Source organism: Devosia sp. Z11_6 (genome assembly GCF_058133665.1).
The window spans coordinates 453,409-468,034 of record NZ_JBYUNQ010000004.1; the positions used below are offsets into that span (position 1 = coordinate 453,409).

Sequence of the window (14,626 nt, forward strand, 5' to 3'; positions counted from 1 at the left end):
CTATAGGGCGTTAAGGATCATCGGGGCAGCGAGGATAGCAGCAATTGCCACCAGAAACCGCAGATTGCCCAGCGCTCGCAGCGACGCCATACTGAGAATTGTCGACAGCGCGGCGAATGCAGCTAGCGCAATCGCCATTGGCAGTAGCCCAGCTGTGGATATCGCCGCACCGTCCGTGAGTTGCTCATAGGCCGTCTGCCCGGCCCAGCAACCAAGCAGGGCCACGATCAGCACCGTCATGGCCTTGGCCGCGATCAAAAGGGCCAGATCGATCGTCTGGCTCGCCAGCAACAGGGCCACGCCGCTGGCACTGACATGGGCCGCGACCAGGATCACGAACAGCCGTGGGTCCGCCAGCAGCGGCACCATTCCAGGAGGAGACGCGAGGGGCAGGTTGCCGATGAGTGGCAGGTCGCCGCCGTAGCGCCTCAGCAGCAGGATGACATACAGCATGACCACGGTGCCGACGGCGAAAACCAGCGCCGTCGCCACCCAGACTTTGATCAGTTCGATATTTTCCTGCGACACGGAGAAGTCCGGCTGATGGAGGGATGCTGATCGAAGTGCCGATCAATACCCGCCCAGCTCTAGCAGCCGAATCTCACCGCGAGGTAAAGCGCGCCTCTGTTAGGCTGCCGCTACTGGCCGCCCGGATTGGAGGGGCCTTCGGATTCGCCGGCTTCGACATTTTCGAGTTCAGTATTTCCCGCGCCGCCGCTGGGAGCCTGGTTCACACCGGTAAACACCAATGTTGCCACCGCAATGATAACCACAACAACAATGATCGCCCCGATCACACGCCTGTTCATGCACATGCCTTTCTGCTTGTTGTCGACACAACGGGAAACGAGCGTTCAAGTTTCCTGCGCCGCAAATCAAGGCTGCCAAAACACTTAGCCTTCAAGCAACCCCGGGGGCAGGGTGCCGAGCCGAACCAGCACGCGGGGCTCGTCATAGGTGTCGGTTTCGATGTCGACTTCCTGGGAAAACGCAATGACCCCAGCGCGTGAAGGGGCCAGCCGTTCGGCTGTCAACAAGGCCTTGTCCTCGCTCTTGACCTGCTGCACCGGCTCGGCCACGAGCTTTTTGCCGACCTGCTTGAACGCCTGCACCAGATACATCGTCGCCACGCACGCCTCCGTTCAATGAGCACGTCCACGCGCGCCAAACACATTGCGCCTAGCCCTTCGGCTATGCACACCGAGCTTAACTCAGCATATAAGTGACGTGGATAAGAAAGATGGTATGCCGGGAGGGGGTCGAACCCTCGACCATTCGATTAAAAGTCGAATGCTCTACCACTGAGCTACCGGCACAAACCAAAAGGAACGCCTCGTGGCGTTGCGGCGGAACATAGTCAGTGGCTGCCCGCTGTCAACCGCAATCACAAAGCTGTACCGCGATATGGTGCCGGTGAACAGGCAATGGATACCTGTTGCAGACGAGCGCACAGCGCCGCTGCCTCGCCTTCTTGGCCCATCGGACCCGCAATGATGCGCGCCTGTTCGCTCCCCGCTTGCTGTCCCAGCAGCGGAACAAGCCCGAGCAACAGCGGTCCCACCTTATCTTGCAGTTCGCGCCAGGCAGCGTTTGCTTCGGTAAACACAATGGCATTCCCCACAGCGACGCCGAACGCCGACCCCTCGCCCGCGGCGGCTTGCTGGACGCCGAGCGGCTCCGGCAAGGGTTGGTTGGGCGATGAACTCGGCAGCGCCGGGAGCGGGGTTCGCCGGATGCGCACTGAGCCGCCTTGGGCTTCCTCAACAACGCTTCCATCCTCCCCTACCGAGGCAGTGACCGCCTCGCGATCAATGCCCGATCCAGCCGGCAGAGCTTCGAGGAGATTGGGCACGCTGACCTCAAGTGCCCCAACGCGCTGAACTGTCTGGCGGCCCGCTTGCTCTTGCAGGGCAAAGCGGTTCAACAGCGTTCCATTGTCGCGGCGCAGCCGCACGGTCTCGGAATTGAGCTCAGCAACCTGGTCCTGCAACTGCTCGAGACTGGCGCCACCAAGCCGCGATTTATGCAGGCCGTTGAGCACGCTGGCGGGCAACAGGGCCGACACATTCGCGGCTAATACGGCCAGGGCGCTGCACACCAGGGCCATGATAGCCCAGCGTGTTACGTCCGATTGCCGAAAATGCCCGGAAGGGTTAGCCACTTCAGCCCTCTTGCCGCCCGCCGAATCGCGCGGTTAATGGAGCTTAGCACTGCGGCGCTGTTATCGCTTCGCCAACGCTTGCCTGCCATAATTTCCTGCCAACGCGTGTTCCCAACAACGCGGTCCGGAGAAGACGATCATGACTGAACTGCTTTCGATCATTCTTGCGGCGGGCGAGGGGACCCGAATGCGCTCGGCAATCCCCAAGGTTCTACACCCCGTGGGGGGATTGCCCGTAGTCGGCCATGTGGTGCGCGCCGCCCGTGCGGCCGGATCCCAGCGGATGGCGCTTGTCACCGGGCCGCGACACCAGTCGATCCGCGATGCGGTGTCGCGCATCGATCCTGAAGTCACTCATTTCCAGCAAGACGTGCCCCGGGGTACCGCACACGCCGCCTCAATGGCGCGCGAATTGTTCAACAGCGCCGAAGGCTATGTTGCCGTGGTGTATGGCGACCACCCGCTGTTGCGCGGGGAAAACTTCCGCCTCGTGCTAGATCGCCTTGATGCCGGGCTCGACGTGGCCGTTTTGGGCTTTGAGCCCGCCGACCCCACTGGCTACGGCCGTTTCATCACCGAGGGTGATCAGCTGGTCGCGATCCGCGAGCACAAGGATGCGACGGAGGAAGAGCGCCGCATCGGCCTATGCAATGCCTGCATCCTGGCGTTCCGGGCTGAAGTGTTCCGCGACCTCATCGACAAGGTCGAGACCAACAATGCCCAGGGTGAGTTCTATCTGACTGATCTTGTTGAACTGGCCAACAAGGCCGGCAAACGCGTCGGCTTCGGCGTTGCGCCCGAAAACGATGTGATGGGCGTCAATGATCGTCGGCAACTGGCGCATGCCGAAGCCTTGTTCCAGCAGGTACGCCGCGACGATTTCATGCGGGCCGGCGTGACGCTGCGCGATCCCGACAGCGTTTGGTTCTCCTACGATACCGAGATCGCCCAAGACGTGACGATCTTCCCCAACGTGGTCTTCGGCCCCGGGGTCAAGATCGCCAGCAATGTGGAAATTCGCGCGTTTTGTGACATCGAGGATGCCGTAATTGCCGAGGGCGCCAGCATTGGCCCGTTTGCTCGCATTCGCGGCGGCGCCGAGATCGGGGAAAAGGCTCATCTCGGCAATTTCGTTGAGGTGAAGAAATCCCGGATCGGCCCGGGCACCAAGGCCGGGCACCTCAGCTATCTCGGGGATGCCGAGATCGGTACGAACACCAATATCGGCGCCGGCACCATCACCTGCAATTATGACGGGGTGAACAAGGACAAGACGGTGATCGGCGACAATGCCTTTATTGGCTCCAACGCGTCCCTGGTTGCTCCGGTCACCATCGGCAATGGCGCCTACACTGCCTCGGGCAGCGTCATCACCGAGGACGTCCCGGCCGATGCGCTGGCCTTTGGTCGCGCCCGTCAGGAAAACAAGCCCGGCTATGCGCCGCGGCTGCGCGAGCAGGCGCTCGCCAAAAAAGCGGCAAAGGGAAAATAGCATGTGCGGCATTGTCGGCATTGTCGGCAGCGAACCCGTCGCCACCCGGCTCGTGGATGCGCTGAAACGTCTCGAATACCGCGGCTATGACAGCGCCGGCGTCGCCACTCTCGAAGCCGGTGCGATTACCCGGCGCCGGGCGGAAGGCAAGCTCGGCAATCTCGCGCAAAAGCTCGCCTTTGAGCCCCTCGGCGGCCAAATCGGCATCGGCCACACTCGTTGGGCCACCCATGGCGCACCCACCGAGCAAAATGCCCATCCCCATGCCACCGACCGCGTCGCCGTGGTCCATAACGGCATCATCGAAAACTTTCGCGAATTGCTGGCCGATCTCGCCAAGGATGGCTACCTGCCCAAGACCCAGACCGACACGGAATCGGTGGCGCTCTGGACCAGCCGCGAGCTGGACAATGGGGCCGATCCCGAACTGGCCGTAGCCCGCACGCTCAAGCAGCTGCGCGGTGCCTTTGCGCTGGCCTTCCTGTTCAAGGATCGCGACGGCCTGCTGATCGCCGCGCGGCACGGCGCGCCCCTCGCCATCGGCTATGGCACGACCGAAATGTATTTGGGCTCAGACGCCATGGCATTGGCGCCTTTCACCTCGCGCCTGACCTATCTCGAGGACGGCGATTGGGCCGTGATCACCCCCGAGGGTGTCACCATTCGGGACGGACGCGACTCCATCGTGCAGCGCGAGCAGCAGATTTCCCAGACTTCCGCCCTTCTGGTTGACAAGGGCAATCACCGCCACTTCATGGCCAAGGAGATCTACGAGCAGCCCGAAACCATCTCCCACACGCTCAGCCACTATGTGGATATGGGCGCCGAAGCGGTCGCCTTGCGCGAAACCCTGCCGTTCAGCTTCGCTGACCTGACCCGCCTCACCATCAGCGCCTGCGGCACGGCTTATCTCGCGGGAGCCGTCGCCAAATACTGGTTCGAGCGCTTTGCCCGCCTGCCGGTCGACATCGATGTGGCGTCCGAGTTCCGCTATCGCGAACCACCGCTCGAGCAGGGCGGACTCTCGCTCTTCATCTCCCAGTCCGGTGAAACCGCCGACACCCTGGCGGCCTTGCGCTACTGCGCGCGCGAAGGCCAGCACGTTGCCTCCCTGGTCAATACGCTGGAATCCACCATCGCCCGGGAATCGGGCGTCGTGTTTCCCATTCTCTGCGGGCCCGAAATTGGCGTTGCTTCCACCAAGGCGCTGACCGCCCAGCTAACCGCGCTGGCGAGCCTTGCCATCGCCGCCGGCCGTGCCCGTGGCGTGCTCAGCGCCGAGCGTGAAGCCGAGCTCGTGCGCGCCCTGATCAGCTTGCCTGCCGCCGTCTCGCAGGCCCTGGCTGCCGAAGGGCAGATCAGCGACATTGCCAAGCGTCTCTCCAAGGCCAAGGACGTGCTTTATCTCGGGCGCGGTCCCATGTTCCCTATCGCCATGGAAGGCGCGCTCAAGCTCAAGGAAATCAGCTACATCCATGCCGAAGGTTATGCGGCAGGCGAGCTCAAGCACGGCCCCATTGCCCTGGTTGATGAGGACATGCCGGTGATCGTCGTCGCCCCGTCGGACGAGCTGGTCGACAAGACCCTGAGCAACATGCAGGAAGTAGCGGCCCGCGGCGGCAAAATCATCCTGATCACCGACGCGGAGGGCGCCAAGACTGTCGGTCACGGCGTGGCCGATATTATCGAGATTCCGCATGTCGACAGCTTCGTCGCGCCGATCCTCGCCTGTATTCCCGTGCAACTGCTGGCCTATCACACCGCCGTCTTCATGGGCACCGATGTGGACCAGCCCCGCAACCTCGCCAAGTCGGTAACGGTGGAGTAAGGCTAGCCCGCCCGGATCAGCTGGATCGCCTGATCCTTGCGGAACAGGTAGAGCAGGGTGCGCAATGCCTCGCCACGCTCCCCGACAAGTCCAGGATTGGCTGCCAGCGCCGCCTTGGCGTCCTCGTGGGCAAAGTCCAGCAGATGCCGGTGCACATCGGGCACCGCCAGCCGATAGCCGGGCATTCCGGATTGCCGCGTGCCCAGCACATCGCCCTGGCCGCGCAACTCCAGGTCGCGCTCCGCGATCTCGAACCCGTCTTCCGTGCCCTTGATCGTATCGAGCCGGGCCCGCGCCGTGTCGCTCAGCGGCTCCTTGTAGAGCAAGAGGCAAGCCGAGCGTTGCGAGCCCCGCCCCACGCGCCCGCGCAGCTGGTGCAATTGCGCCAACCCAAACCGCTCGGCATGCTCGATGATCATGATGCTGGCATTGGGCACGTCCACGCCCACCTCGATCACTGTCGTGGCGATCAAGAGCTTGAGCTCATTGGCGGCAAAGCGGCTCATCACCTCGTCTTTTGCTGCCGCGCTCATGCGGCCATGCACCAGCGCCACCTGATCGCCGAACACCTTGCGCAGCTCGGCAAACCGGTCTTCTGCCGCCACGACCTCGAGATGTTCGCTTTCCTCCACCAGCGGGCAAACCCAGAAGGCCTGTGCCCCTTCGGCCAGTCGCGCCTGGAGCCGTGCCACCACCCGCCCGTAATCCTTGATCGAGAGCACGGCCGTATCAATGGGCTGTCGCCCCTTGGGCTTTTGCCGCAGCACGCTCACCGCCATGTCGCCGAAATGGGTGAGCACCAGCGTGCGCGGAATCGGCGTTGCCGTCATCACCAGCAGATCGGTGTGGCGCCCTTTGTCGGACAGGGCGAGTCGCTGGTGCACGCCAAAGCGATGCTGCTCGTCCACCACGGTCAGTCCCAGATCGTGGAACACCACCCCCGACTGGAACAGGGCATGCGTGCCGACGACAATAGTTGTCTCGCCGCTCGCGATTCGGGCGAGGATGGCCCGCCGCTCTCCGGCCGGCATCTTGCCCGTCAGCAGCTCACATCCCAGCCCCGCCGCCTCGCAGAGCGGCTTGAGGGTGCGGAAATGCTGGTTCGCCAGAAGCTCGGTCGGCGCCATCATCGCCGACTGGGCGCCGCTTTCGGCCGCCGCCGCCATGGCCATCAGCGCCACCACCGTCTTGCCCGCGCCCACATCACCCTGGAGCAGCCGCGACATGCGCTCGGGCTTGGCGAGGTCCGCGCGAATATCCTCTACTGCCAGTTGCTGACCTTCGGTCAGCGAAAAGGGCAGGGCGGCGGTGACCTTCTCGGTGATCTCGCCGGTGAACTGGCGTGCCACCCCATGCGCGGCGACCATGCTGGAGCGGATCAGTTGCAGCGTCAGCTGGCCCGCGAGATACTCGTCATAAGCCAGCCGCATGCGGGCAGGGGACCACAATTCCGCTGCAGCCGGGTTGGCGGGCAGATGCACCGCGCGCATTGCCTCGCCAAAGCTGGGCCAGAGCCGCCCGGCTATCGTGGCATCATCGATCCACTCCGGCAGCGCCGGCACCGTTTCCACCACTTGCCGCACCAGCTTGGCCAGCGCCTTGGAACTCAGCCCATTGGTGAGGGGGTACACCGGTTCGACCAGCGGCAGCGTGTCGAACTTGTCGGCTTCCACGATATAGTCGGGATGGGTGATCTGCTTTTCGCCGTTGAAAAACCCGATCTGCCCGGAAACGAAGCGCTCCTCACCCACGGGCAGCGCCTTTTCCACCCAGCCGCCTTGGGCGCGAAAGAATACCAGTTGCACATCCCCGGTCTGGTCATGGGCAAATACCCGATGCGGCACATGCGGCTTGCCTCGCGGCGGGGGCTGGTGCCGGTCGATGTGAAGGCGCAGGGTGACGATCTGGTTGAGATAAGCCTCGGCAATACCTACCTGTCGGGAGCGGTCCACGACGCCCGAAGGCATATGCATTAGGATATCGAGCGCGATCGCTTCCTGCCCATCCGGCGCCCCGAAAAAGCGCGACAACAAAGCCGCCAGCTTGTCGCCGACGCCCTTGATCGCGTGGAGCGAGCGAAACAGTGGATCAAGCGAACTTGGACGGGACAACGGCGAATTCCTGAAACAGCGCGAGGGACGAGTCCTGCTGACAAGCCACCCTATTGACGATAAGAAGCCCGCTCAATCAACCGCAACCAGGATCATGGCGCTCAAATGACTGCCGGTGAGGACATTTCCATGCGCCGCAAGAAGATCCGCTACCGCGCCTGGCATCGCGGCACCCGCGAGATGGATCTTGTGCTCGGCCCCTTTGCCGATCGGCATGTCGATACGCTGAGCGCCGAGGATCTCGACCGCTTCGAAGCGCTCCTCGATGAGGAAGATCCCCCTTTGCTCAAATGGGTGCTCGACCAGGAAGCCCCGCCGGCAGGTGTGGACCTCGACTTTTTAGGCCGGGTTATCGCCGATCACAGGAGCCGCATGGCCAAATGAACGAACAAAAACCCGTGGTTCGTCCCAGCCGTATCATCTCCAATGTGCCCGATGGCATGCAGCCCATGGTGCTGGCCAAGCTGGTCGAGCAGCGCCTCAAGGCTGCGCCCGAGGACGGCACGAGCCTGGTTTTCGTGGCCCGCGATGGCCGCCGCATGCAGCGCATCGCCGACATTCTGGGGCCCATGCTGCCCGGTCATACCGTGCTGACACTCCCCGCCTGGGACTGCCTGCCTTACGACCGCGTATCGCCGAACAATGTGACCATCGCCGCCCGCATGAACACGCTGGCCGCACTCACGGCCGGCAATGAGCGTGGCGTGGTGGTGCTTACCGCCGTGAACGCCCTGATCCAGCGCCTGCCGCCCCGGGACGTGGTTGCCGGCATGTCGTTTTCGGCCGTGACCGGTCGCATCGTCGATAGCGAAAAGCTCATCGCCTGGGCTGCCAATAATGGCTATCTGCGTGTCCCGACGGTCCGGGAGTCGGGCGAATACGCCGTCCGGGGCGGCCTCGTGGACTTGTTCCCCGCCAGTGCCGAAGCACCCTTGCGTTTCGACTTCTTCGGCAGCCAGCTCGAATCCATCCGCACCTTCGATGCCGACACCCAGCGCACCACCGGCACGCTCAAGCGCGTTGATCTGACGCCGATGAGCGAACTGGTGCTCAACGAAGAAACAATCCGTCGCTTCCGGCAGAATTACACCGCCGCCTTTGGCGGCAACACGGTCGACGACACGCTTTATGCCAGCGTCAGCGGCGGCGCGCGTTATTCGGGCACCGAACACTGGTTGCCGTTTTTCTACGAGCACCTGGAAATGCTCTCCGCCTTTACGGGGGACGCGCCCTTTGTGTTTGATGACCAGGCGGCCGAAGCCTATGGCGAGCGCGTCACCCAGATCCGCGATTACTACGAGGCGCGTGAATCCGCTCGCACGCAAAAGCCGGTAGCCGGGGCAGGGGCGCCCTACAAGCCGGTCAAGCCCGAGCTGCTTTATGCCGTTGACCAGCATCCCTATGAGCTCGCCGGCGCCTCGGTTATCCAGCTCTCGCCCTTTCTGTCGCCTAACACCAAGGGCGCCGACGATGCAGGCGGCCATATCGCACCCAGCTTTGCCGCCGAGCGGCAGGCCACCGACACCAACCTCTTCCAGGCCGTGGTGGATCGCCTCCAAGCCGAACGCCGGCAGGGTCGTCGCACGGTCATTGCCTGCTGGAGCGCGGGCACGCGCGACCGCATGTCCCAGGTGCTCAAGGACCATGGACTGACGAACCCTCGCCTCGCCGAGAACTGGCGCGACGCCGAAACCACTAGCGCCGCCACGACCTCGCTTGTGGTGCTGCCGCTCGAAACCGGGTTCGAAACCAAGGACCTGCTCGTTCTGTCCGAGCAGGACATTCTGGGCGAGCGCATCCTGCGGCCTCAGCGCAAAAAGAAGGCAAGCGACGCGCTAACCGAGGCGGCGAGCCTCGCGGCCGGCGACCTTGTCGTGCATGTGGATCACGGCATCGGGCGGTTCCTCGGCCTCAAGGTCATTGAAGCCGGCGGCGCGCCGCACGAATGCGTAGAGCTGGAATATGCCGGCGACACCAAGCTCTACCTGCCGGTCGAGAATATTGAGCTGCTGTCGCGCTATGGCGCCGACGATGCGAACACCGCGCTCGACAAGCTGGGCGGCGTGGCCTGGCAGGCCAAGAAGGGTCGCCTCAAGAAGCGCATCCGCGAAATGGCGGAACAGCTCATCAAGATTGCGGCCGAGCGCCAGCTCACCCATGCCGATGTGGTCGAGATCAACCCGGGCGCTTATGACGAGTTCGCGGCGCGCTTCCCCTATGAGGAAACCGAAGACCAGATGGCCGCCATTGAGGCAGTCTTCGATGATCTTACCTCCGGTCGGGTCATGGACCGCCTGGTCTGCGGCGATGTGGGCTTTGGCAAGACAGAAGTGGCGCTGCGCGCCGCCTTCGCCGTGTCCCTCTCGGGCAAGCAGGTCGCCGTGGTTGTGCCCACGACCTTGCTCGCTCGCCAGCACTTCAAGACGTTCTCGCAGCGCTTTGCCGGCCTGCCGGTGAAGGTGCGCCACGCCTCGCGCATGGTATCGGCCGCCGAGCTCAAGGCGACCAAGGAAGGGCTCGCCGATGGGCAGGTCGATATCGTCATCGGCACCCATGCCCTCTTGTCCAAGACCATCAAGTTCAAGGATTTGGGCCTCCTCATCATCGATGAAGAGCAGCACTTTGGCGTCGGCCACAAGGAGCGCCTCAAGGAGCTCAAAGCCAATGTCCACGTCCTGACGCTCACCGCAACGCCCATCCCGCGCACGCTGCAGCTTGCGCTGACGGGCGTGCGCGACCTGTCACTGCTCGCAACCCCACCGGTGGATCGCCTCGCGATCCGCACCTTCATTTCGCCCTTCGATCCCCTGTCGATCCGCGAAGCACTGCTCCGCGAGAAATACCGCGGCGGCCAGAGCTTCTATGTCGTGCCGCGCATCAAGGATCAGGCGGAAATCGCTGATTTCCTTCGCCAACAGGTGCCCGAAGTCAGCTTCGTCGTGGCCAATGGCCAGATGGCGCCGGGTGAACTCGACGACATCATGAACACCTTCTACGATGGCAAGTTCGACGTGCTGGTCGCCACGACGATCGTCGAATCTGGACTCGATATCCCTAATGCCAATACGCTGGTCGTGCACCGCGCCGACAATTTCGGCCTGGCCCAACTCTACCAGATCCGCGGCCGTATCGGCCGGGCCAAGGCGCGTGCTTATGCGCTCTTCACTGTGCCGCCCGATCGCAAGCTGACCGACACTGCCGAGCGGCGTCTGGGCGTGCTCCAGTCGCTCGAAAGCTTGGGCGCCGGCTTCCAGCTCGCCAGTCACGATCTCGACATCCGTGGCGCCGGCAATCTCCTCGGCGACGAGCAATCCGGCCATATCCGCGAAGTCGGCTTCGAGCTTTACCAAGCCATGCTTGAGGAAGCTGTCGCCAATCTCAAGAACGGCGACGCCGATTACGAGGACACCAACGAGTGGAGCCCGCAGATCTCGCTGGGCATGCCGGTGATGATCCCCGAGAACTATGTCCCTGACCTGCAGCTGCGCATGCAGCTCTATCGTCGCCTGGGTGACCTGACCGACATCCGTGAGATTGACGCCGCCGGCGCCGAACTCATTGACCGGTTTGGTCCTTTGCCCGAGGAAGTCGAAGCGCTGCTCAAGGTCATTCTGGTCAAGGCTCTGTGCCGCCAGGCCAATGTGGAAAAGGTTGATGCCGGTCCCAAGGGCGCGGTATTGACCTTGCGCAACAACGAATTCCCCAATCCAACCGCTTTGGTGCGAATGGTTGCCGATCCTGCCAGTCAGGTTCGCGTCAAGCCCGACCAAAAGCTCGTTTTCGCCCGCAACTGGCCCACTCCCGAGGCTCGCCTCAAGGGTGCTGCGGCCATCCTGTCTCGCCTCGCCAAGCTCGCCGCAGCCCAAGGGTGAGAGGCGCCGCATAATCCTTTGGCAAGAACGTCATGTTATTGCCCGATTTCAGCACTTGAAGGGCTACCAAGAATTGGGTGGCACCCTCGTCACCGGCTCCGCCAGAAAGCCAAGGAACGTTTATGATCTTCAGGAAACCTCTCGTAGCCGGAATTACCGCGGCAGCGCTTCTGCTCTCGCCTCTCTCCACCTTTGCGCAGGAGACTCCCGCTCCAGCTGCTCCGGCAGCCGAAGCTCCAGCTACGCCGGATGCGGCAGCTCCCGCCGAAGCTGCAACCGCTCCAGCAGCGGGCGGTCCCACGCAGAACTGGCTCAAGGTTTGCGATCCGCTGCCCAACAACCAGAAGGCCTGCATTATGCGTCAGGTCGTCTTGGCAAACGGGCAATTCCTGGGTTCCTTCCTGCTGCGTGATGATCCCGGTCAGGAAAGCCGCCTGCTGGCCGTCGCAGCCGTGCCGCTCGGCGTGCTGCTCCCTTTCGGCCTGACCTGGCAGATCGACGGCTCCAAGCCGGTACGCGTGCCGTTCATGCTGTGTGACCCCACCTCTTGCGCGACCCAGCTCGTGATCAACGAGGCCTATGTCAACTCCCTCAAGAAGGGCAGCACGCTCAAGCTGACCGCCAAGAACCGCCAGAACGAAGATCTGGTGATCGAGATCAACCTCGCCGGCTTCACCGCCGCCTATGATGGCGACGCATCGCTGACCTTTGACCAGTTCCGCCAGGAAACCAGCGGCGAGAACGCTCTGGAGCAGGTTCTGCAGGATCGCGCCGAGCAGTTGCGCCAGCAGCTTGATGGTGGCGCCGCCGCACCCGCCGACGGTGCCGCACCTGCCGCAGATGCTGCGCCCGCTCCAGCAGCAGCGCAGTAATCTGCAACTCAGAACAAGCAAACGGCGCGGGCAAACCGCGCCGTTTGTGTTTTCGGACTAACGAATGCCCATGCCGAGCGAGAACGCCTGCCGGCGCAACCCTGGGAGCAGCTTGAGCGCCCACAATCCGGCTGAACGGATCGCCTGGGCCGGCAGCATGTCTGCCAACAGCGACCGGAACAACGCATCCACCATGCCGCCGGTGCGGGCCAAATCCGCCGCCCGGCGATCGGAATAGGCTTTGCTGACCTCTTCAGCCCAAGAGGGGTTGGTAGTCGCAACGCCCTTCAGCACCGCCGCCAGATCAGCTACATCGCGCAGCCCGAGATTTAGTCCCTGCGCCCCAATCGGCGGGAATGCGTGAGCAGCTTCCCCCACCAACACCACTCCGCGGAAGCCCGCCCGCTCGACACTCAGCGTGCTGAGCGGAAACACATGCGCGGGTGTCGCCAGCGTGATCGGGCCGAACAGGTGCTGCGATTTTGCTTGGAAGATCGGTATCAGCCGCTCGGCCCCGCCTGCCTGGGCCCCTCGCAGCACTTCACGATCATCGATCCAGACAAGATTGGCGCGATTGTCCCCGGCCGGCACCAGCGTGAATGGGCCTTGCGGGTAGTGAAACTCAACCGACATGCCGCCGATCGGCCGCGCCAGTTCGAGGTCACACACCAGCGCCGCCTGGGTGAACCCGTTCTCGCGTGCGCGAAATCCGGCCGCCGACCGGATCAATGACTTCTTGCCATCCGCTCCGACGATCAAAGGAGCGCGCAGCGGTGACCCATCGGTGAGTGTGAGTTCCGGTAGCGTCGCCCCGAAGGCAAATTCGGCAACCCCGAGCGGGCGGGTTTCCAGGTTTGGCAACTCGGCGGCTCGGGTCCGGAACTGGGCCAGCAAGCGTTGATTGGCGAAGTTCCATCCGAAGGCCTCAAATCCAGACTCGCGCGCTTCGAACAAGGTCTCGGGTGCCCGGATCAAGCGGTCTGTTGCATCGATGATCCGAATTTCGCTCAGCCGATGCCCCAAGGCTTCGGGTTGGTCAACCAAACCCGCTGAGCGCAGAAATTCGACGCTCGGCATCATCAAGGCGGAGGTGCGATTATCGACGGGGCCAGGAGGCGCAAGGTGAATGACCTGAAGACCCGTTTTGGCTAGGGCTATAGCCGCCGCTAAGCCAACAAGCCCGCCACCAACAACGATGGCATCGGCATCGGCACTCATTGACGCGCTCGGATTTGGCAGGTCGGACATAAGAAACCTCGGTTCGACGTTAGGCTGAACTAGCACTTTCCGGCCCGGTGAAGCCAGCGCTCCGGCAAACTGCTGCCCAACCAGCAGGAGCGGGAAAACACAGACTTGCACTTCTCTATAAGAGCGGAGCAGCCTAGATATGGTGGCCTGACAGCCGAGATGGAGTCTTGAATGCTGGAGCTGCTCGCCGATCCCAATGTATGGATCGCATTTGGTACCCTGACGGCGATGGAAATCGTCTTGGGGATCGACAACATCGTCTTCATCTCCGTGCTGGTGTCACGCCTGCCCAAGGAGCAGGCGGACCGGGCGCGCAAGATCGGTCTTGCGCTGGCTCTCATCTTCCGCATCTTGCTGCTGCTGGTGATCAGCTGGATCATCAGCCTCACCCAGCCTGCGTTCAGCGCTTTCGGACTTGAGCTTTCCTGGAAGGATCTGATCCTCATCGCCGGTGGCCTCTTCCTCGTCTACAAGGCGACCCACGAAATGCATGCCACCATCGAGGAGCCTCATGAGGCCGATCTCGCGCAGAAGGCTACCGCAGCCTTCGCTGCGATTATTGGGCAGATCATCGTGATCGACGTGGTTTTCTCCATCGATTCCATCGTCACGGCGGTTGGCATGGCGGACCATGTTGAGGTGATGATTGCGGCCGTGATCGTGGCTGTAGGCGTGATGTTTGTTGCATCGGGTCCGGTTGCCAAGTTTGTTGCCGATCACCCCACCACCAAGATGCTGGCGCTGGCCTTCCTGCTGCTGATCGGCATGTCCTTGGTCGCCGACGGGTTCGGCTTCCATATTCCCAAGGGCTATATCTATTCGGCCATGGGCTTCTCGGTTCTGGTTGAAGCCATCAACATCATCGCCAAGAGCCGCAAGGCGAAGAGTGCCGCCCCCGTGGCTCCATTCACCGGACCTAGCGGCGCAATCAGCGGCAACTCTGGCGCTGCTGCGGCGACGACTCGCTCCCCGGGCAAGTCGACACCCGTGAGCCGCGCTCAGTCGCGCCCCAAGTCCGCACCCCGCAAGCCTCGGAGCTGAG

General features: G+C 62.9%; 12 protein-coding genes and 1 tRNA gene. 6 read left to right on the forward strand and 7 right to left on the reverse strand.

Going from position 1 to position 14,626, the window contains the following annotated elements:
* The 5 genes from AC3YMN_RS14440 to AC3YMN_RS14460 form a co-directional block, all read right to left on the reverse strand.
* Positions 1–528: a hypothetical protein gene (locus tag AC3YMN_RS14440; protein WP_489890519.1), complete on the reverse strand. Its 528-nt coding sequence runs from the start codon at positions 526–528 to the stop codon at positions 1–3.
* A 110-nt stretch (positions 529–638) separates the two neighbouring features.
* A complete protein-coding gene (locus AC3YMN_RS14445) occupies positions 639–809 on the reverse strand; it encodes a hypothetical protein (protein ID WP_164854774.1) in 171 nt (56 codons plus the stop codon).
* 84 nt (positions 810–893) lie between these two features.
* Positions 894–1,121, reverse strand: coding sequence for a hypothetical protein (locus AC3YMN_RS14450; RefSeq protein ID WP_172124907.1), 228 nt, complete (start codon positions 1,119–1,121; stop codon positions 894–896).
* A gap of 120 nt (positions 1,122–1,241) precedes the next feature.
* Positions 1,242–1,316: transfer RNA gene (locus tag AC3YMN_RS14455), tRNA-Lys, on the reverse strand.
* 68 nt (positions 1,317–1,384) lie between these two features.
* Positions 1,385–2,161 (reverse strand): hypothetical protein, encoded by a 777-nt coding sequence (locus AC3YMN_RS14460; protein WP_489890520.1) that lies wholly within the window; start codon positions 2,159–2,161, stop codon positions 1,385–1,387.
* A gap of 139 nt (positions 2,162–2,300) precedes the next feature.
* Between AC3YMN_RS14460 and glmU the strand changes: the two genes are divergently transcribed.
* Positions 2,301–3,653 carry a bifunctional UDP-N-acetylglucosamine diphosphorylase/glucosamine-1-phosphate N-acetyltransferase GlmU gene (glmU, locus tag AC3YMN_RS14465; protein ID WP_489890521.1) on the forward strand — a complete coding sequence of 451 codons (1,353 nt, stop codon included), beginning with the start codon at positions 2,301–2,303 and terminating at the stop codon, positions 3,651–3,653.
* 1 nt (position 3,654) lies between these two features.
* Positions 3,655–5,481, forward strand: coding sequence for a glutamine--fructose-6-phosphate transaminase (isomerizing) (glmS, locus tag AC3YMN_RS14470; RefSeq protein WP_489890522.1), 1,827 nt, complete (start codon positions 3,655–3,657; stop codon positions 5,479–5,481).
* A gap of 2 nt (positions 5,482–5,483) precedes the next feature.
* Here glmS and recG read toward each other — a convergent pair whose 3' ends face one another.
* Entirely contained in the window at positions 5,484–7,592 is a 2,109-nt protein-coding gene (gene recG, locus AC3YMN_RS14475) for an ATP-dependent DNA helicase RecG (RefSeq protein ID WP_489890523.1), read from the reverse strand.
* 105 nt (positions 7,593–7,697) lie between these two features.
* On the opposite strand from recG, the gene AC3YMN_RS14480 reads away from it, so the two are divergent.
* The 3 genes from AC3YMN_RS14480 (at position 7,698) to AC3YMN_RS14490 (ending at position 12,336) form a co-directional block, all read left to right on the forward strand.
* Positions 7,698–7,976, forward strand: coding sequence for an FAD assembly factor SdhE (locus AC3YMN_RS14480; protein ID WP_172122991.1), 279 nt, complete (start codon positions 7,698–7,700; stop codon positions 7,974–7,976).
* Positions 7,973–11,464, forward strand: coding sequence for a transcription-repair coupling factor (gene mfd, locus AC3YMN_RS14485; protein ID WP_489890524.1), 3,492 nt, complete (start codon positions 7,973–7,975; stop codon positions 11,462–11,464). The genes AC3YMN_RS14480 and mfd overlap by 4 nt, the downstream gene beginning before the upstream one ends.
* A 122-nt stretch (positions 11,465–11,586) precedes the next feature.
* A complete protein-coding gene (locus AC3YMN_RS14490) occupies positions 11,587–12,336 on the forward strand; it encodes an invasion associated locus B family protein (RefSeq protein ID WP_127752654.1) in 750 nt (249 codons plus the stop codon).
* Between the two features lie 57 nt (positions 12,337–12,393).
* Here AC3YMN_RS14490 and AC3YMN_RS14495 read toward each other — a convergent pair whose 3' ends face one another.
* The gene (locus AC3YMN_RS14495; protein WP_489890525.1) at positions 12,394–13,584 is read right to left on the reverse strand and encodes an FAD-dependent monooxygenase; all 1,191 of its coding nucleotides are present in this window, start codon (positions 13,582–13,584) and stop codon (positions 12,394–12,396) included.
* A 171-nt stretch (positions 13,585–13,755) separates the two neighbouring features.
* Here AC3YMN_RS14495 and AC3YMN_RS14500 point away from each other — a divergent pair, with 171 nt between their 5' ends.
* Positions 13,756–14,625: a TerC family protein gene (locus AC3YMN_RS14500; protein WP_489890526.1), complete on the forward strand. Its 870-nt coding sequence runs from the start codon at positions 13,756–13,758 to the stop codon at positions 14,623–14,625.
* Position 14,626: the final 1 nt, after the last annotated feature.